This is a genomic window from Streptomyces sp. NPDC090045 (assembly GCF_044747975.1).
Taxonomy (GTDB): domain Bacteria; phylum Actinomycetota; class Actinomycetes; order Streptomycetales; family Streptomycetaceae; genus Streptomyces.
Window position 1 is genome coordinate 262357 of record NZ_JBIVFA010000005.1, and the last position, 17343, is coordinate 279699.

Consider the following 17343-nt stretch of genomic DNA (forward strand, 5'->3'; position numbering starts at 1 on the left):
GCACTCTCAGCCCCGCCGGCGTTTGAGGCGCGGGGTTCGGGGCGGAGCCCCGGTCCTTCAGGCCCCGCCGCACCCTTCAGCCTCGCCGGCGATTGAGGCGCGGGGTGGTGGGTTAGTAGGACTTGGGGAGGCCCAGGGTTTGGTGGGAGATGAAGTTGAGGATCATCTCGCGGCTGACCGGGGCGATCCGGGCCACGCGGGAGGCGGTGATGAGGGAGCCGAGCCCGTACTCGCGGGTGAGGCCGTTGCCGCCGAGGGTGTGTACGGCCTGGTCCACCGCGTGGACACAGGCCTCCCCCGCCGCGTACTTCGCCATGTTCGCCGCCTCCCCCGCCCCCATGTCGTCCCCCGCGTCATACAGGCGGGCAGCCTTCTGCATCATCAGGCGGGCCAGTTCGAGCTCGATGTGCGCCGCGGCCAGCGGATGGGCCACGGCTTGGTGCGCGCCGATGGGCTCCTTCCACACCTGCCGGGTCTTCGCGTAGTCCACGGCCTTGGCGAGGGCGTAGCGGCCCATGCCGATGGCGAAGGCGGCGGTCATGATGCGTTCGGGGTTGAGGCCCGCGAAGAGCTGGAGGAGGCCCGCGTCCTCGTCGCCGACCAGGGCGGAGGAGGGCAGGCGTACGTCGTCCAGGACCAGTTCGAACTGCTTCTCCGCGGCCTGGAGTTCCATGTCGATGACGGAGCGGGAGAAGCCGGGGGTGTCGCGCGGGACGATGAACAGGCAGGGCTTGAGGCTGCCGGTCCGGGCGTCCTCGGTGCGGCCGACGATGAGGGTGGCATCGGCGATGTCGACGCCGGAGATGAAGACCTTGCGGCCGGTGAGGATCCAGTCTCCCCCACTCTCGGCTCCGCTCGAGCGGGAGGTGCCCCCATCGTCGCGGCGGGCCGTGGTGGTGATCCGGTGGGAGTTGGAGCCGGCGTCGGGTTCGGTGATGCCGAAGGCCATGGTGCGGCTGCCGTCGGCGAGGCCCGGGAGCCAGGTCTCCTTCTGGGCGTCCGTGCCGAAGCGGGCGATGACCGTGCCGCAGATGGCGGGCGAGACCACCATCATGAGGAGCGGGCAGCCCGCCGCGCCCAGTTCCTCCAGGACGATGGAGAGTTCGGCGATGCCGCCGCCCCCGCCGCCGTACTCCTCGGGGAGGTTGACCCCGAGGTAGCCGAGCTTCGCGGCGTCGGCCCACAGCTCGTCGGGGTGGCCGCCCTCGCGGGCGACGCGGGTGAGGTACTCGCGGCCGTAGCGCTGCCCGAGGGCGGCGACCGCCGTGCGCAGGGCCTGGTGCTCTTCGGTTTCGACGGTGCTGGTGGCGGAGCTCATGACTGCGATTCCTCCTGGACTACGGCGAGCAGGGCGCCGAATTCCACCTGTTGGCCGGTGGCGGCGTGGAGCGCGGTGAGCGTGCCGGAGGCGGGAGCGAGGATGCGGTGCTCCATCTTCATGGCCTCCAGCCAGAGCAGGGGCTGTCCGGCGGTGACGGGGCTGCCGGGGGCGAGGCCCTCGGCGATGCGGACGACGGTGCCGGGCATGGGGGCGAGCAGGGAGCCCGGTTCGGTCCGGTCCTGGGGATCGGGGAAGCGGGGGACGGGGGTGAGGGTGTGGGCGCCGAGTGCGGAGTCCACGTAGATCTCGGTCGCGTCCCCACTGTTCGAATTTCGTTTCACGTGGAACACCCGCCGGATTCCCTCGATTTCGAGGGTGACGAGGGTGGGGGTGGCGGCCAGGACCCGGATACCGGGGTGGTCGACGAGCCGGCCGGCCTGGTAGCGGACCTCGTACTCGGCGCCGGCCACCGCGTAGCGGCGGATCTGCGGCTGGGAGCGGACGTTGCGCCAGCCGCCGAGGCGGGCGGCGAGCGGGGCGTCCGGAGCGGGGGCCGCCTCGGCGAGGGCGGCGGCGAGGGCCGCCGGGGTGGCGTCCGGTGCCCCCTCGGTGAGGGCGTCGAGGTGGCGCTCGTAGAAGCCGGTGTCGAGCTGCCCGGCGGTGAACTCGGGGTGGCGCAGGGACCGTACGAGGAGCTCGCGGTTGGTGGTCAGCCCGTGGATGCGGGCTCCGGCGAGGGCGTGGGCGAGGGACCGTACGGCCTCGGCGCGGGTGGGGGCGTGGGCGATGACCTTGGCGAGCATGGGGTCGTAGTGGATGCCGACGGTGTCCCCGTCGGTGAAGCCGGTGTCCACGCGGATCTCGCCGGAGATGGCGAGGGTGTGCAGGGTGCCGGTCTGCGGGCGCCAGTCCTGGGCCGGGTCCTCGGCGTAGAGGCGGGCCTCGACGGCGTGGCCGGTGGGCTCCGGCGGCGACGGGGGCAGGGCCTCGCCCTCGGCGACGCGCAGCTGAAGGGCGACGAGGTCGAGGCCGAAGACGGCTTCGGTGACGGGGTGTTCGACCTGGAGGCGGGTGTTCATCTCCAGGAAGTACGGGCGTCCGTCGGCGGTGACGAGGAACTCGACGGTGCCGGCGCCCCGGTAGGAGACGGCGCGGGCGGCGGCTACGGCGGCGGCGTGCAGGCTCTCGCGCAGGGCGTGCGGCAGGCCGGGCGCCGGGGCCTCCTCGATGACCTTCTGGTGGCGGCGCTGGAGGGAGCAGTCGCGGGTGCCGAGCGCCCAGACGGTGCCGTGGGCGTCGGCGAGGATCTGCACCTCGACGTGGCGGCCGCGCTCGACGTAGGGCTCGGCGAAGACCTCGCCGTCGCCGAAGGCCGAGCGGGCCTCGGCGGAGGCCGCGTCGAGGGCCTCCTTGAGGCCGGCGAGGTCGCGGACCACGCGCATCCCGCGTCCGCCGCCGCCGGCCGCGGCCTTCAGGAGCAGGGGCAGGTCCGCGGGGGTGGCGGCGGCCGGGTCGACGGGGTCCAGGAGCGGGACCCCGGCGGCGCGCATCAGGTCCTTGGCCCGGGTCTTGGAGGCCATGGCCTCGATGGCCTCGGGCGGCGGGCCGATCCAGGTCAGGCCGGAGTCCTGGACCTCGCGGGCGAAGCCGGCGTTCTCGGAGAGGAAGCCGTAGCCGGGATGGACGGCGTCGGCGCCGGCGGCGAGGGCGGCCTTGATGATCAGGTCGCCGCGCAGGTAGGTGTCGGCGGGGGCCGCGCCCGGCAGGCGTACGGCCGCGTCGGCGTCGCGCACGTGCAGGGCGTCGGCGTCCGGATCGGAGTGGACGGCGACGGTGGCCAGGCCCAGGGCGCGGGCGGTGCGGAAGATCCGGACGGCGATCTCGCCGCGGTTGGCGACGAGGAGGGAGGTCAGGTTCGTCATGTGCGGGCTCACATCCGGAAGACGCCGAAGCCGCCACGGGCGCCCTCGACGGGGGCGTTGTGGACGGCCGACAGGCACAGGCCGAGGACGGTACGGGTGTCGCGCGGGTCGATGACCCCGTCGTCGTACAGCCGCCCGGACAGGAACATCGGCAGGGACTCGGACTCGATCTGCGCCTCGACGAAGGCGCGCATCCCGGCGTCGGCCTCCTCGTCGTACGGCAGTCCCTTCGCGGCGGCGGACTGGCGGGAGACGATGGAGAGCACTCCGGCGAGCTGCTGGGGGCCCATGACGGCGGACTTGGCGCTGGGCCAGGCGAAGAGGAAGCGGGGCTCGTAGGCGCGGCCGCACATGCCGTAGTGGCCGGCGCCGTAGCTCGCGCCGATGAGCACGGACAGGTGCGGGACCTTCGAGTTGGAGACCGCGTTGATCATCATCGAGCCGTGCTTGATGATGCCGCCCTGCTCGTACTCCTTGCCGACCATGTAGCCGGTGGTGTTGTGGAGGAAGAGCAGCGGGATGTCGCGCTGGTTGGCGAGCTGGATGAACTGGGCGGCCTTCTGGGACTCGGCGCTGAACAGCACGCCCTGCGCGTTGGCGAGGATCCCGACCGGGTAGCCGTGGAGGGTGGCCCAGCCGGTGACGAGGCTGGTGCCGTAGAGCGGCTTGAACTCGTCGAAGTCGGAGGCGTCGACGATGCGGGCGATGACCTCGCGCGGGTCGAAGGGCGTCTTGAGGTCGGGCGGGACGATGCCGAGCAGTTCCTCGGGGTCGTACTTCGGCTCCTGCGCCGGGGCCGGATCCGGTTGGGCCTTGCGGTGGTTGAGCCGGGCGACGACGCGGCGGGCCCGGCGGATCGCGTCGTACTCGTCGAGGGCGTAGTAGTCGGCGAGACCGGAGGTACGGGCGTGCATGTCCGCCCCGCCGAGGGACTCGTCGTCGCTCTCCTCGCCGGTGGCCATCTTGACCAGCGGCGGACCGCCGAGGAACACCTTCGAACGGTCCTTGATCATGATGGTGTGGTCGGACATGCCGGGGATGTACGCGCCTCCGGCGGTGGAGTTGCCGAAGACGACGGCGACGGTCGGGATCCCCTCGGCCGAGAGCCGGGTGAGGTCGCGGAAGATCGCGCCGCCCGGGATGAAGATCTCCTTCTGGGAGGGCAGGTCGGCGCCGCCGGACTCCACGAGACTGATGCAGGGCAGGCGGTTCTGGCGGGCGATCTCGTTGGCCCGCAGCGCCTTCTTCAGCGTCCAGGGGTTGCTGGCGCCGCCGCGGACGGTCGGGTCGTTGGCGGTGACCAGGCACTCGACGCCCTCGACCGTGCCGATGCCGGTGACCATGGAGGCGCCGACGGGGTAGTCGCTGCCCCAGGCGGCCAGCGGGGACAGCTCCAGGAACGGGGTGTCCGGGTCGAGGAGCAGCTCGACGCGCTCGCGGGCCAGGAGCTTGCCGCGCTGCCGGTGGCGGGCCGTGTACTTCTCGCCGCCGCCCTGCAGGGCCTTGGCGTGCTCGGCGTCGAGGGCGGCGAGGCGTTCCAGGGCGGCGGTACGGGCCTGCGCGTGCTCGGGGGCGTGCGGGTCGACGGTGGTGCGGAGGCGGGTCATGGGCCGGTCCCCTCCGGGGCGGTTTCGGGCAGCAGGTGGGTCGGGATGTCGAGGTGGCGGGCGCGGAGCCATTCGCCGAGGGCCTTGGCCTGGGGGTCGAAGCGGTGGCCGGAGGCGACGCCGGCGCCGAGGATGCCGGTGAGGGTGAAGTTCAGGGCGCGGAGGTTCGGGAGCGGGTGGCGGGTCACGGGCAGGGCCCGGGCTTCGGGGAGCAGGTTCTGGAGGGTCTCCACCGTGAGGGTGCGGTGCAGCCAGTCCCATGCGGCGTCGGACTCGACCCACACCCCGATGTTGGCGTCGCCGCCCTTGTCTCCGCTGCGGGCCCCGGCCACCGCCCCCAGGGGGGCGCGGGTGGTGGGCCCTGCGGGGCTCTCCCCTACCCGCCCCTTCCCGAGACTGGGGCTCCGCCCCAGACCCCGCTCCTCAAACGCCGGAGGGGCTGGATTTCGGCCGGCGTCGTCCGCCGGGCGCGGCTGGTTTGCCCGGAGGGCAAATTCAGCCGGGCTGGGGGCGGGGCCCACAGTTTCGGGCTGGGGTGGGGTGGGGGGCAGGCTTTGCGTGGTGGGGATTGGGAGGCGGGTGCCGTCCGGGAGGACCGCCACGTGGGGGACCTCGGCCGCCGGGGTCAGGGTCGAGGTGAAGACCCCGTACGGCTGGGCCGGCCCCGGTGGGGTGGTTACGTGGAAGCCCGGGTAGCTGCCCAGGGCCAGTTCGATCGCCGTCGAGGTCAGCGCGCGGCCCACCCGGTCCGGGGACGGGTCGCGGACCACCAGCCGCAGCAGGGCACTGGCCGTCTCCTCCGTCGGGGCGTCCTCGTGGTCCGTACGGGCGAGGGTCCAGTCGGCGGTGGCCACGCCTTCCAGGGCCTCCGACATCTGCGTGCGGACCAGGGCCGCCTTCGCTTCGATGTCCAGGCCGGTCAGGACGAAGACGACCTCGTTGCGCCAGCCGCCGATGCGGGTGACGCCCACCTTGAGGGTGGCCGGCGGGGGTTCGCCGAGCACGCCCGAGACGCGGACCCGGTGGGGGCCGTCCTCGGAGAGGCGGACGGTGTCGAGGCGTGCGGTCACGTCCGGGCCGAGGTAGCGCACGCCCTGGGTCTCGTAGAGGAGTTGGGCGGTGACGGTGCCGACCGAGACGATCCCGCCCGTGCCGGGGTGTTTGGTGATGACCGCCGAGCCGTCGGCGGAGATCTCCGCGAGCGGGAACCCGGGGCGGCGGACGTCGTGCGCGGTGAAGAAGGCGTAGTTGCCGCCGGTGGCCTGGGTTCCGCACTCCAGGACGTGGCCCGCGACCACCGCCCCCGCCAGCCGGTCGTAGTCGTCCGGGGCCCAGTCGAACCACCAGGCCGCCGGGCCGCTGACCAGCGCCGCGTCGGTGACCCGGCCGGTCACCACCACGTCCGCGCCGGCCCGCAGGCAGGCGGTGATGCCGGCGCCTCCGAGGTAGGCGCTGGCGGTCAGGGCCCCGTCCTCCTGCGGGGTGCGGTCGTCGCCCTCGACGTGGGCCACCGTGACGGGAACGCCCACCTTCGCCGCCAGGGCCCGTACGGCGTCCGCGAGTCCGGCCGGGTTGAGCCCGCCCGCGTTCGCGACGATCCGTACGCCCCGCTCGTGCGCGAGCCCGAGCCCTTCCTCCAGCTGGCGCAGGAAGGTCTTGGCGTAGCCGAGGTCCGGGTTCTTCAGGCGGTCGCGGCCGAGGATCAGCATGGTCAGCTCGGCGAGGTAGTCCCCGGTCAGCACGTCGAGCGGGCCGCCGGTCAGCATCTCGCGCAGGGCGTCGAAGCGGTCCCCGTAGAAGCCGGAGGCGTTGCCGATGAGGAGCGGGCGGCCGGCGGGGGGCCGGCCGGCCGGCGGCCGGGCCGTCATCGGGCGGCCCCCGGCTCGCGCCCCGCGCCCGCCGGGCCCGCGAAGGCCTGGGCGATGTCCAGCCAGCGGTCCGCGTCGGGGCCGGTCGCGGTGAGGGCCAGGTCGGCGCGGTGGGCCCGCTGGGTCACCAGGAGGCAGAAGTCGAGCGCCGGGCCGGTGATCCGCTGCGGGGCGTCCAGCGGCCCGTACGTCCACACCCCGGCGCCGTCGGGGGCCGTCAGCTCGACCCGGAACTCCTCGGCGGGCGCGGGCAGTCCGCGTACGGCGTAGGCGTAGTCGCGGGCCCGTACGCCGATCCGCGCCACGTGCCGCAGCCGCGCGGTCGGGGTGCGGCGCACGCCGAGCGCGTCGGCGACGTCCTGGCCGTGCGCCCAGGTCTCCATCAGCCGGGCGCTCGCCATGGAGGCGGCCTTCATCGGCGGCCCGTACCAGGGGAAGCGGGTGTCGGGCGAGGCTGCGGCGAGCGCCCCGTCGAGGGCGGCGCGGGTGGCCTTCCAGCGGGCGAGCAGTTCGGCGGGCGGCAGCGCCGCGCCCTCCTCCGCGCCCTCGTCGACGAAGGAGTCGGGGGCCTTGAGAGCCTCCTCGACCATGAGGCCGAAGCCGGTGGCGTCGGTGAGGGAGAGCAGCGAGGCTCGGTCGGTCCAGTGCAGGTGGGCGATCTGGTGGGCGATGCTCCAGCCGGGCGCGGGCGTGGGACGGGCCCAGTCCGCCTCGGACAACTCCCCTACGAGCGCTTCGAGTTCACGACCCTCCTCGCGCAGATCGGCATAGACGGCGACGGCTGCGTCGGCGGCGGACGGATCGGGCACGGTGCGCTCCCCTCTCGGCGTGAGGGAAGACTGGCAGCACCCGATAAAACAATCAAGCACGCTTGCATGATTTTCTCGGAAGGCGGCACCACGGCGGCGCCTTCCCGCCACGCGCACCAAACCACCACAACAGAGCGGGAGTTGTCGTGCCGGCCCGTCGACCGCAGGTCCCGCGGCGCGGCGCCCGCCGGGCGCGGTGGGGGCGATTCAGGCCGTAAGCCGGAAACTCGCGATACGTCACCGGATGTCCCGTCGATACTGAACGTTCCGCTCCGGGCCCGGGCGCGCGCACCACGTTCGATCCACGACGAAGAGGATGGACTGACGTGACTCCAGCCGCCCAACCCCCGTTCTCCCTCTATCCCGAACTCGACGCCCACGCCCTCAGCGCCTTCGTCACCGCCCTGGAGAGCGGCGACGTCACCGGCCTCGCCCCCGCCCGCGCCGCGGAGGTCGCCGAGGTCCGCTCCCTCGCCGTGTTCACCCGCGGGAAGGTGACCGGCGCCGACGGGGACCTCCTCGACGCCGCGCTCTGGCGGCACACCGGGGCCCAGCCGCGCCCGGCGATCGTGATGCCCTCGCCCTGGACCAGCCTCGGCTGGCTCCCGTACGTCGTCCAGGCCAGCCTGTTCGCGGCCCGCGGCTACAACGTCCTGGCCTACTCCGCCCGCGGCTTCGCCGGCTCCGAGGGCCAGGTCGACGTGGCCGGCCCGCTCGACGTCGCCGACGGCAGCCGGGCCCTGGACCACCTCATCGAGCGCAGTTCCGGCCCCGTGACCAGGATCGGCTTCCTCGGGGACTCGTACGGCTCCGGCATCAGCCAGCTGGTCGCCGCGCACGACACCCGCGTCGACGCCGTGGTCGCGCTCAGCAGCTGGGGCGATCTCGGGGAGGCGTTCTACGAGAACTCCACCCGCCACCTCGCCGCCGTACGGGCCCTGCTGAAGGCGGCCGCGAAGGCGCGGCTGAGCCCGCAGACGCACAGCGTCTTCGACAACGTCCTCGGCAACCGCGACATCCCCGGCACCCTGCGCTGGGCGGAGACGCGCTCGCCCTTCAGCCACATCAAGGAGCTCAACCGCCGCCAGGTGCCGGTCTTCTTCTCGCACGCCTGGCACGAGACGCTCTTCCCGCCGAACCAGACCCTGAAGATGTTCAACGAGCTGACCGGCCCCAAGCGCCTCGCCGTCTCCGTCGGCGACCACTCCGGGCCGGAGATGACCGGCATGCTCGGCCTGCCGAACCGGATCTGGACGGACGCCCACCGCTGGTTCGACCACCACCTCAAGGGGATCGACAACGGCATCGGCGCCGAGGGCCAGGTGCTCGGTGAGGTCATGTGGAGCAGGACCCTCGAACCCCGCCCCAGCTGGCCCTCGCTCACCGAGAGCGTGCAACGGCTGCACCTGGCCGACGGCGGGGAACTGGCCGAGCAGCCGCAGGCCGGCTGGACCGCGACCGTGGTGTGCGGGGTGGACACCCCGGCGACCGTCGCCGACCAGGTCGTCCAGTCCGGATACGACGAGATCGCCGGCCGCCCGAAGGTCTACCCGACCGACGCCATCGACCGCACCGTCGCCGCCGTGTGGGAAGCGGACCCGGCCGCGGAGACCCTCCGGCTGCGCGGCACCCCGCGGCTGCGCGTGACGTACCGGGCGGCGAACCCCGGCTCCACCTTCGTCGCGTACCTCCTCGACGCGGCGCCCGACGGCGCGGCCCACATCGTCACGCACGCCCCGTACACCGACGCCGACTCCCCGCCCGACAGCCTGATCAGCGCGGACGTCGACCTCCAGGCGACGGCGTACGACGTGCCCCGCGGCCACCGCCTGATGCTGGTGATCGACGCCCGCGACCCGTTCTACGGCGACGCCAACCTGCCGCGCGCGACGCTGGCCTTCACCTCCCCCGAGGCGACGCCCTCCTACCTGGACCTGCCGCTCGGCTAGCCGTCGGACCGGGGGACCGTCGGGGCGTCCTCGCCGCTCTCCACGGCCGCCACGAACGCGAAGGGAGGCTCGAACGGGCCCATGAGCAGCAGCTGTTCCGTCCCGTCCCGGCTGTCGGCCAGCCGCTGGTACGAGGCGGCGGGGCTCTTCACCACGGGCGGGGGGACCGCCTCGCGGTCAACGGTCACCAGCGTCACGCGACCGTCGCTCTCCTCGTGAACGCGGCGGCGGAACTCCTCCAGCCAGTCCTCCTCGGGCCCGTTCATGCCGAAGGCCCTGAGCATGGCGACGGCGGTCTGATCCGGAGGGAGCTCCGACAGGTCCGGCAGGCGCATCCGTGCAAGATCGGCGGCCGCCTTCCGGTAGACCGCTTCGTCCTCGGTTCTGGTCATCGGCCCTCCTCTGTCGGCCCCTGAGCGTGGTGGCTGCGCCGGTCTGCGGCGCAGCCACCACGCGGGGCTCCGGGTCAGGTCAGGAGAGGGCCCTGATGAGCGGCGGCAGGCAGTCGGCGGCCACGTTGAGCGCGGCCGAGAGCCAGTCCTTGCGGTCTTGCTCGGACAGGCCCGCGGGCAGCGGCAGGTCGACCTTCCCGTTCCTGACGTAGTCCTTCTTGACTACGGCGAAGTCCTTGCTGAAGGCCTCGATGGCCAGCGGCAGCCCGATCGACACCAGCGTCTCGACGAGGCCGAAGAACTTTTCGTTCCCGCGGAACTCGGACGGGATCTTCTGCGCGATCTGCGCGTGGACGTCACCCTTCGCGGCGCCGGCGGGTGCGGCGCTCTTGGTGAGCTCGTTGATCACCGCCGGGATGAGGACGCGGCCGGCGTCGAAGATCGCGCCCCAGAACTTCGGGTCGGCGAGGTTGTCCGGGTTCTCCAGCTCCGGGCGGAGCGCCTTGCCCTGCCCGGGAGGCGGCGCCGCCGCGGCGATGGCCGGGGCGAAGAGGGCGCTGGCCGTCTGCACGTCGTCGAACCAGCCGTCGCCGGCGACGAACTCCTTGGTCTGCGTGCTGGCCTTCTTCAGGTCGTCGAGGAACGCGTCGACAGCCTTGTCGACGTTCAGGGTGGTGGTCATCTCGGATGTTCCTTTCGTCGGGTCTCCTCCGGATACAAAGGAGAGAGAGGGGGACTTCACTGCCGCGCCCATGGCGGAGGATGCGGACTTGAGGAGGTCTTCGACCTTCCGGATCAGCTCCTTGGCCACCGGGGCCATGGAGATGAGCGTCCGGGCGAGCTGTTCCTCGCGGCCGGACGGGGCGAAGACGCAGGGGGTCTGGCTCATGTTGAGCGCGGCCAGCCGGTCCGCGGCCCGGGACACCAGGTCGGCGACCGGGATGGCTCCGTCCACTTCGCGCAGGAGGGCGTAGGTGAAGGCCGAGAGCCAGTCGGTGACCGCGCTGCCTGCGGCGGCGGTCTGGTCCGCGCGGCAGGCCGTGATCAGGATGCCGTTCAGCTCACCGGTACCGGGGACGACCCCCTTGGGTACGAACGCCTTGCCCGGTGAGTTCGCGAAGTTGAAGAGCAGGGAGGGCTGGTCGCGCAGCGCGGGCCGGCCGAACGGCTTCACCGCACGACAGGCCGTCAGCGTGTTCGCCTTCGCGAGGGCCTTCTCCGGCGGTGGCGTGAACACCTTGGTCCGCACGAGGCGGGTGGCCTCCTGGACGAAGAAGGCCTTCTCCATGCCCCCGGAGTGGCAGGCGTCGAGGATCACGGTGAGTACTCCGGGCGGCAGCCCGGCGGTCCGCCGGACCAGTTCCTCGTCCTTCAGGAACTCGTCGTAGCAGCAGAGGACTTCCGTCATCACGTCGCCCTCGAGGTAGCGGTACCCGTGGGACGACTGGAAGAAGACCCGGCGATCGCCCGACTGCGCCCCTTCGCAGAGCCAGTCGAGTCCCTCCCTGGTGCGGTCCAGGGTGGCGTCGGCGTCGTGCAGGACGCGGATCTCCGAATCGGCGAAGCCGAGCTTTCCCAGGAGTTCCTTGAAGGCTGCCGTGTCGGCGATACAGCTGTTCAGCCGGTTTGCCGGATCCGGGTATTCGTCGATTCCGACGAGTAGTGCGCGATCTGTCATCGCATCCCATTTCTTGGTCGTGCGGATTGTTTGTCACGGACCCCGAGGAAGAATCGTTTGCTCGTCCGGAGAGAAACGCGGAATCGATTCTTCCGCGCAACCGGACAGCATCTCCTCGCGTCGGTCGGAGACAAAGGCTCTCGCTGAGCACAACTTCATGCTTCGGCCTGTCCGACTGCCCGGCAACATGGAACGATCGACTACTGCTGACTTAAGAAAACCGTTGACAGTTGGACAGTTCACGGGAGGCGACCAGGTGCCACGGGCAGGGCAGTCCCGAAAAGCGGCGGACGACGCACTCACCGATCGCATCTCCGTAGGACTGATCATCCGCACGTTCCCCCCGGAATTGGTGGACGCCGCGGTCGCCTCGTGCGGGCGCACGGAAGTCCGCCAAAGACTGCTTCCGTCACGGACCACCGTTTACTTCGTCCTGGCGATATGCCTCTTCACACAGGAGAGTTACGCCCGCGTCGCCGAGCTCCTCACCGACGGGCTGTTCTGGGCCGGCGTGGACCGCGCGTCGCGCCGGCAGCCGACGACCGCCGCCATTTCCCGCGCGCGGGCCCGCTTGGGACCGGAGCCCCTGGCGGCCCTCTTCACCGAGGTGTCCCGCGCCTCCCCTGCGCCTCCCGCATCCGCAGACCGGTACCGCCACTGGCGGGTGGTCACCGCCGACGCCGCGGCGGTCCCCGTCCCGGAGAGCGAGGAGAACCGCTCCTGTTACGGAGGGCAGCCTGTCGCCGTGCCCGCCCAGGGCCGGCCCGCCCGCTCCCGCCGGGGGGACCTTCCCCGCGTGCACGTCCTCGCCCTGGGCGGGCACAGCAGCAACGCCATTCGCCACGCGGTGCTGGGGCGACCGCCCGACCACCCCGCCGGAACGCTCGCCCGGGAACTGTGCGGCGCCCTGGGAACCGGCGACCTCCTCCTGGCAGGCGACGAATTCGACGATCCGGCCACGTTGGCGGGCGCCTGGGCCACGGGCGCGGACCTGGTCTGGCGGACACGTACCCGCGCCCCCCTGCAGACCAACGCCCTGCTCCCCGACGGCTCCCGGCTCTGCGAGCGCGCCGGCTTCCCCGGCACCGTCCGTGTGATCGGCGCGGCTCCGGCCTCCAGCGCCCCTCTCGCGACCACCGTCCTGGACCACCAGGAGGCCCCCGCCCCGGAGCTGATCGCGCTCCATCACCACAGATGGCGCCTGCACGCCTCGCTCGCGTCCCTCGGCACCCTGTCCCCCGGCAGGCCGCAAGTCCTGCGCTCGCGCTGGCCCGACGGCGTCGAACAGGAGGTCTGGGGCCACCTGCTGATCCACCACACCCTCCGCAGCCTGATCCGCGCGACGGATTCGTGACCGTTCGGCCGTTAAGTCAGCGGTACACCCTGCCTCCTGGCAAGGACGCCGCCCGCAAAGGGACCTGCCCCTTCGTCAACTCCGCTGCTCACAAGCGAAGAAGAGACAAAAGGGACGGATCGTGGCATGGTGGGGTGGTGAGGGTGAGGTAGCCCCTCGGTTGGGAGGTCTCCCGATGGTTCCTCTGGATCTGGTCGGACTCACCTCGCTGATGAAGCTCACGAGCGGCGAGCCCGGCATCGCGATCGGGCTGCTGGACGGACCGGTCGCCACGGATCACCCCGCACTGACCGCCGCGCGCATCCTGCAGCTTCCCGGCGGCGGCCCGTGCTCCCTGCCGGAGAGTCCGGCATGCCGTCACGGCACGTTCATCGCCGGCGTCCTCGTGGCACGCCGTGGCGGAGCGGCTCCGGCCATCTGCCCCGGTTGCACCGTCATCACGCGTCCCGTTTTCGACGAGACGGCATCCGACGGGCAGCGGCTCCCGAGCGTGACGGCTCCGCGGCTGGCCTCGGCGATCCGCGAATGCGTCGACGCGGGCGTACGGGTGCTGAACCTGAGTGCGGGGATGTCACAGCCCTCCACCCGGCAGGAACGGGAGCTGCACACGGCCCTGGACTACGCGGCCGGACACGGCACGCTCGTGGTCGTGGCCGCGGGCAATCAGGGGACGCTGGGCAGCAGCGCGCTCACACGCCATCCCTGGGTGATCCCCGTCGTGGGGTACGGCATGGACGCGCGGCCCCTGGCGCAGTCGAACCTCGGGAGCTCGATGGGCAAGCGCGGGCTGGGCGCACCGGGCGAGAAGGTGACCAGCCTCGGTCCGAACGGCGGGCTGCAGACCCAGGACGGCACCAGTGTCGCGACGGCGTTCGTGACCGGCGCCATCGCGTTGCTGTGGTCACGGTTCCCGAAGGCCGGCGTCGCGGAGATCAAGAGAGCCGTCACGGGCGGGCACGGGTCCCGGCGCACCAGCGTCGTCCCGCCCCTCCTCGACGCCTGGGGGGCCCATCAGACCTTGTCGGCCACACAGTCAGCGAGGGCCACGCAATGAACGAACACGTGGAATCGCGTTCCGGAAGTGGACGCAGGAACCCGCACAAGGTGCGCCTTCCCGGATTCATCAACGACGAAGAGATCGGCCTCGGGGACGTCGTCCGCAAGGTGACGTCAGCCGTGGGGATCACACCGTGCGGTGGTTGCAGCGAGCGCGCCAGGCGCCTCAACGACTGGATGGTCTTCTCCCCGAAGGGTCCCGCCGATTCGTGAAGCAACGAGAAGCAACGTGAAGCAACCGGTACGAGGAGGTTCGTCATGGCACAGGCACCAGAGCAGGTGAGCACCCCTGACCACCCCGCACCCGCTCCCCCCGCTCCCCCAGCTCCCCCAGCTCCCCCAGCTCCGGCGGATCCCCCCGCGGGTCGATGTCCCTCGGCCGGGGCGGACGCCGCGCCGCCTTCGTTCGTCTACGCGGTCGGCCAGGTGGAGCCCCGGTTCTCGGGCCTTGCGGCGGAGCGGGAGTTCGCTCAGGCGACCGGCCGGATAGACACCGCGGGGCAGACCGACCGGCAGGCGCTCAAGACGGTCCTGGAGGACCCGGCCGGCAGGTACCTCGCCCGCCAGATCTGCTGGGTGTTCACGGTCGAAGGGCTGGAGACCTACCTCCTGGCTCCTCGCGATCCCGCGGACTTCGCGCTCCTGGTCGAGGCCGTGCGGCCCGATCCCGGCGCACACGACGTGGACGTGGTCGTGGGCATGCGCGGCCCCAACGCCCCGCCGGACAAGTGCAACGGGCTGATGGTTCCCGTCGTGGCGTTCGACCAGCTGTACTCCTTCGACCGCGACGCCCTCATCCGCGAGATCCCGCGTCCGCAGGATCAGCCGGAGGAGAAGTTCGAGGCCACCGCTGCCGAAGTCTTCGACAGGATCGGCCAGGTGGCGGACAACGCGGGGGCGACCGACGGGCACCGGGCCCTCAACTACCTGGCGGTTCGCTATCACGCGATCTACACCAGGGCGGCCGAATCCCACGCCGCGGGATCATCTCTCAGTGGGGTGGAGGTCCGGCCCTCGCGCCTGAGTGGCGCACGGAACATCGTGGACGTCATCTTCTCGTACACGCATCGGCGCGCCGATACGACCGAGAAGTACTTCGTCCGCGTGGACGTGACCGAGGAATTCCCCTTCCTCGTCACCAAGCTCTCGCCGTTCTACGAGCGATGACGCAGGTCCGATCCGCACCGGCAGTGATGGAGGCAATGATGACGAATCCCGGATTCTCCGCAGCGGCAACACTCGACCGGAGACCGCCGCTTCTCCGCAACCCTCGGCTCGAGGTTCGGTGGGCCGACGGGGAGGACGGCATCGTTCCGCAGGCGCTCCCGTCCCAGTGCCACGGACAGGGATACAGCACGGCCAAGTGCTACGGAGTAGTGAACGTGTGCACGGACTGCTGCCAGGAATACAAGTACGGGGCAGGAGTAGGCGAAGTCTGCGGCACCCCGTACGTCTGCGGGGCGTGCTTCGGCCTCCCCTTCTAGCACCGCCAACAGCTACCTCCCGGAGATACGTCCGCCCCGCCGGCCCCCATGGCCGACGGGGCGGACGTACGTGGCAGGGGCGGCGGGAGAGGTCCGTCGACCCGTTGGACCGGGAGAAAAACTTTCCCCGACCGGTCACACTCCCGCGTTCCCCCGGGTCAGTGGAGTGAAAGGCACGCAGAGAGCCGCCGAGCAGAGGGAGCCCGCATCATGTCCACCACCGCCACCGTCGTCACCCTGGTCGCCGCCTTCATGGCCGGTTTCTCCGGCGCCTCGATCTTCTTCGGCGCGCGGTTCACCGTCGAGCCGCTCGCCGAGTACGGCGTCCCGCGCAGCTGGTGGAACCTGCTCGCCACCGCCAAGGTGGCCGGAGCCGCCGGCCTGGTCGTCGGGCTCTGGGTCCCGGCCGTCGGCATCGCCGCCGCCATCGGCCTGGTCCTCTACTTCACCGGCGCCGTCGTCACCGTCCTGCGCGCCCGCTCCTACGCCCACGTCGCCTTCCCGGTCATCTACGCCGCCCCGGCGGCCGCGGCCCTCGCCCTCGGCTTCTGAACGCGGCGGCCTCCGGGACCGCTAGGCGCAGACCGGCCCCGGGGCGGCCTGCGCCGTGGCGCGCAGGAGGTCGCGCAGGAGGTCGAAGTCGACCTTGGCCGGGTTGCGGAAGCGCAGGCAGGCCTTGCCCATGTCGTGGGCGGCCAGCCGGTCCTCGAAGGCGTCCCGTACGTCCGTGCGCATCAGGTAGAAGGAGATGTACTGCTTCTGGTTCGCCCAGGCGATCTCCGCGGCGGTCTCGCCCGGCCGCACGTACGCGGGCATGCCGTACGCGATGACCTCCTCGAAGTCCGTCAGTTCCGCGAGGCACAGTTCGCGCAGCCTGGTGAGGGCGGGGCGGCGGGTCTCGGGGGCCCCGGCCAGGTAGGTGACGGCGTCCATCAGGCGGGCTGCTTCCGGATCTGGGAGCGGACCGCGCCCATGCTGGCCGCGATCACGAGGGCGATGGCCACGGCGTCCAGTGCGGACATGGCCTGGTTCAGGACGAGGAAGCCCGCGGTGGCGGCGATGGCCGGCTCCAGGCTCATCAGGATCGCGAAGGTCGGGGCCGGCATCCGCCGCAGGGCGAGCATTTCCAGCGTGTAGGGCAGGACCGAGGACAGTACGGCCACGCCGACGCCCAGCGCGAGGGTGCTCGGCACCAGCAGGTCCGAGCCCGCGCCGACGATGCCCAGCGGCAGCGAGAGGACCGCGGCCACGGCCATCGCCAGGGCCAGGCCGTCCGCCTGCGGGAAGCGGCGGCCCGTACGCGCGCTGAACACGATGTACGCCGCCCACATCGCGCCCGCCCCGAGCGCGTAGGCCGCGCCCAGCGGGTCGAGGGAGCCGAAGCCGAGACCGCCCCCGCCGTGTCCGGAGAGCAGGACCACGCCGCCGAGGGCGAGGCCGGCCCACAGGACGTTCACCAGGCGCCGGGAGACGAAGACGGACAGGGCCAGCGGCCCGAGCACCTCCAGGGTGACGGCCGGGCCGAGCGGGATCCGGTCGATGGCCTGGTAGAAGAGCCCGTTCATGCCGGCCATGGCGACGCCGAAGGCGAGGACCGTTCCCCAGTCGGAGCGGGAGTAGCCGCGGACCTTGGGCCGGCACAGGAGCAGCAGCACGACCGCGGCGGCCGCGAGGCGCAGCGTGACCACGCCCGCCGCACCCGCCCTCGGCATGATCATGACCGCGAGGGCGGCGCCGAACTGCACCGAGATCCCCGCCGAGATCACCAGCGCGACCGGCCCGAGACCACGGCCACGGCCACGGCCTTCGGCGGGCAGCGGGGCCGGTACGGGGGCGGGGACCGCCGTGGCGGCCGGCGCGGGCGACGGCGAGGGGGATGAGGAAGGTGCGGGCATTTATCCAG

Annotated in this window: 14 protein-coding genes; 5 read left to right on the forward strand and 9 right to left on the reverse strand. The window is 72.1% G+C overall.

Going from position 1 to position 17343, the window contains the following annotated elements; all coding sequences use genetic code 11:
• Positions 1 to 112: 112 nt before the first annotated feature.
• Genes ACIPYQ_RS16590 through ACIPYQ_RS16610 form a run of 5 tightly spaced genes read right to left on the reverse strand, consistent with a single transcriptional unit; the run spans position 113 to position 7527 of the window.
• The gene (locus ACIPYQ_RS16590; RefSeq protein WP_401251426.1) at positions 113 to 1318 is read right to left on the reverse strand and encodes an acyl-CoA dehydrogenase family protein; all 1206 of its coding nucleotides are present in this window, start codon (positions 1316 to 1318) and stop codon (positions 113 to 115) included.
• Complete coding sequence (locus ACIPYQ_RS16595) at positions 1315 to 3243, reverse strand: acetyl/propionyl/methylcrotonyl-CoA carboxylase subunit alpha (protein WP_401251428.1); 1929 nt, start codon at positions 3241 to 3243, stop codon at positions 1315 to 1317. Before ACIPYQ_RS16595 ends, ACIPYQ_RS16590 begins: the two co-directional genes overlap by 4 nt.
• A gap of 8 nt (positions 3244 to 3251) precedes the next feature.
• On the reverse strand, positions 3252 to 4850 hold the full coding sequence (locus ACIPYQ_RS16600; RefSeq protein WP_401251431.1) for an acyl-CoA carboxylase subunit beta: 1599 nt from the start codon (positions 4848 to 4850) through the stop codon (positions 3252 to 3254).
• A complete protein-coding gene (locus ACIPYQ_RS16605; protein ID WP_401251434.1) occupies positions 4847 to 6718 on the reverse strand; it encodes an acyclic terpene utilization AtuA family protein in 1872 nt (623 codons plus the stop codon). The genes ACIPYQ_RS16600 and ACIPYQ_RS16605 overlap by 4 nt, the downstream gene beginning before the upstream one ends.
• Positions 6715 to 7527 (reverse strand): TIGR03084 family metal-binding protein, encoded by an 813-nt coding sequence (locus tag ACIPYQ_RS16610; RefSeq protein ID WP_401251437.1) that lies wholly within the window; start codon positions 7525 to 7527, stop codon positions 6715 to 6717. The genes ACIPYQ_RS16605 and ACIPYQ_RS16610 overlap by 4 nt, the downstream gene beginning before the upstream one ends.
• A 326-nt stretch (positions 7528 to 7853) precedes the next feature.
• On the opposite strand from ACIPYQ_RS16610, the gene ACIPYQ_RS16615 reads away from it, so the two are divergent.
• A complete protein-coding gene (locus ACIPYQ_RS16615; protein WP_401251440.1) occupies positions 7854 to 9476 on the forward strand; it encodes a CocE/NonD family hydrolase in 1623 nt (540 codons plus the stop codon).
• Here ACIPYQ_RS16615 and ACIPYQ_RS16620 read toward each other — a convergent pair.
• Positions 9473 to 9868, reverse strand: a complete 396-nt coding sequence (locus ACIPYQ_RS16620) for a hypothetical protein (protein ID WP_401251443.1) — start codon at positions 9866 to 9868, stop codon at positions 9473 to 9475. The two genes, ACIPYQ_RS16615 and ACIPYQ_RS16620, sit on opposite strands and share 4 nt — an antisense overlap.
• A gap of 79 nt (positions 9869 to 9947) precedes the next feature.
• Positions 9948 to 11546 carry a caspase domain-containing protein gene (locus ACIPYQ_RS16625; protein ID WP_401251445.1) on the reverse strand — a complete coding sequence of 533 codons (1599 nt, stop codon included), beginning with the start codon at positions 11544 to 11546 and terminating at the stop codon, positions 9948 to 9950.
• A 187-nt stretch (positions 11547 to 11733) separates the two neighbouring features.
• Here ACIPYQ_RS16625 and ACIPYQ_RS16630 point away from each other — a divergent pair, with 187 nt between their 5' ends.
• From ACIPYQ_RS16630 to ACIPYQ_RS16645, 4 genes are all read left to right on the forward strand, one after another.
• On the forward strand, positions 11734 to 12900 hold the full coding sequence (locus ACIPYQ_RS16630) for a transposase domain-containing protein (protein ID WP_401251448.1): 1167 nt from the start codon (positions 11734 to 11736) through the stop codon (positions 12898 to 12900).
• A 175-nt stretch (positions 12901 to 13075) separates the two neighbouring features.
• The gene (locus ACIPYQ_RS16635) at positions 13076 to 13954 is read left to right on the forward strand and encodes a S8 family serine peptidase (protein WP_401251451.1); all 879 of its coding nucleotides are present in this window, start codon (positions 13076 to 13078) and stop codon (positions 13952 to 13954) included.
• Positions 13955 to 14214: 260 nt separating this feature from the next.
• Entirely contained in the window at positions 14215 to 15123 is a 909-nt protein-coding gene (locus ACIPYQ_RS16640) for a hypothetical protein (protein WP_401251454.1), read from the forward strand.
• A 527-nt stretch (positions 15124 to 15650) separates the two neighbouring features.
• Positions 15651 to 15992, forward strand: coding sequence for a DoxX family protein (locus ACIPYQ_RS16645; protein WP_401251457.1), 342 nt, complete (start codon positions 15651 to 15653; stop codon positions 15990 to 15992).
• Between the two features lie 21 nt (positions 15993 to 16013).
• Here the strand turns inward: ACIPYQ_RS16645 and ACIPYQ_RS16650 are convergent, their stop codons facing one another.
• Both ACIPYQ_RS16650 and ACIPYQ_RS16655 read right to left on the reverse strand, forming a co-directional pair.
• Positions 16014 to 16373, reverse strand: a complete 360-nt coding sequence (locus tag ACIPYQ_RS16650; RefSeq protein ID WP_401251459.1) for a DUF1801 domain-containing protein — start codon at positions 16371 to 16373, stop codon at positions 16014 to 16016.
• Positions 16373 to 17335, reverse strand: a complete 963-nt coding sequence (locus ACIPYQ_RS16655) for an EamA family transporter (RefSeq protein ID WP_361767086.1) — start codon at positions 17333 to 17335, stop codon at positions 16373 to 16375. The genes ACIPYQ_RS16650 and ACIPYQ_RS16655 overlap by 1 nt, the downstream gene beginning before the upstream one ends.
• Between the last annotated feature and the right edge of the window lie 8 nt (positions 17336 to 17343).

Bases quoted from the DNA above. Each gene is read 5' to 3' on its own strand.
- ACIPYQ_RS16605 (WP_401251434.1), bottom strand. From the start codon at position 6,718: ATGACGGCCCGGCCGCCGGCCGGCCGGCCCCCCGCCGGCCGCCCGCTC.
- ACIPYQ_RS16645 (WP_401251457.1), top strand. From the start codon at position 15,651: ATGTCCACCACCGCCACCGTCGTCACCCTGGTCGCCGCCTTCATGGCC.
- ACIPYQ_RS16590 (WP_401251426.1), bottom strand. From the start codon at position 1,318: ATGAGCTCCGCCACCAGCACCGTCGAAACCGAAGAGCACCAGGCCCTG.
- ACIPYQ_RS16620 (WP_401251443.1), bottom strand. From the start codon at position 9,868: ATGACCAGAACCGAGGACGAAGCGGTCTACCGGAAGGCGGCCGCCGAT.
- ACIPYQ_RS16640 (WP_401251454.1), top strand. From the start codon at position 14,215: ATGGCACAGGCACCAGAGCAGGTGAGCACCCCTGACCACCCCGCACCC.
- ACIPYQ_RS16655 (WP_361767086.1), bottom strand. From the start codon at position 17,335: ATGCCCGCACCTTCCTCATCCCCCTCGCCGTCGCCCGCGCCGGCCGCC.
- ACIPYQ_RS16625 (WP_401251445.1), bottom strand. From the start codon at position 11,546: ATGACAGATCGCGCACTACTCGTCGGAATCGACGAATACCCGGATCCG.
- ACIPYQ_RS16600 (WP_401251431.1), bottom strand. From the start codon at position 4,850: ATGACCCGCCTCCGCACCACCGTCGACCCGCACGCCCCCGAGCACGCG.
- ACIPYQ_RS16630 (WP_401251448.1), top strand. From the start codon at position 11,734: ATGGAACGATCGACTACTGCTGACTTAAGAAAACCGTTGACAGTTGGA.
- ACIPYQ_RS16635 (WP_401251451.1), top strand. From the start codon at position 13,076: ATGGTTCCTCTGGATCTGGTCGGACTCACCTCGCTGATGAAGCTCACG.
- ACIPYQ_RS16595 (WP_401251428.1), bottom strand. From the start codon at position 3,243: ATGACGAACCTGACCTCCCTCCTCGTCGCCAACCGCGGCGAGATCGCC.
- ACIPYQ_RS16650 (WP_401251459.1), bottom strand. From the start codon at position 16,373: ATGGACGCCGTCACCTACCTGGCCGGGGCCCCCGAGACCCGCCGCCCC.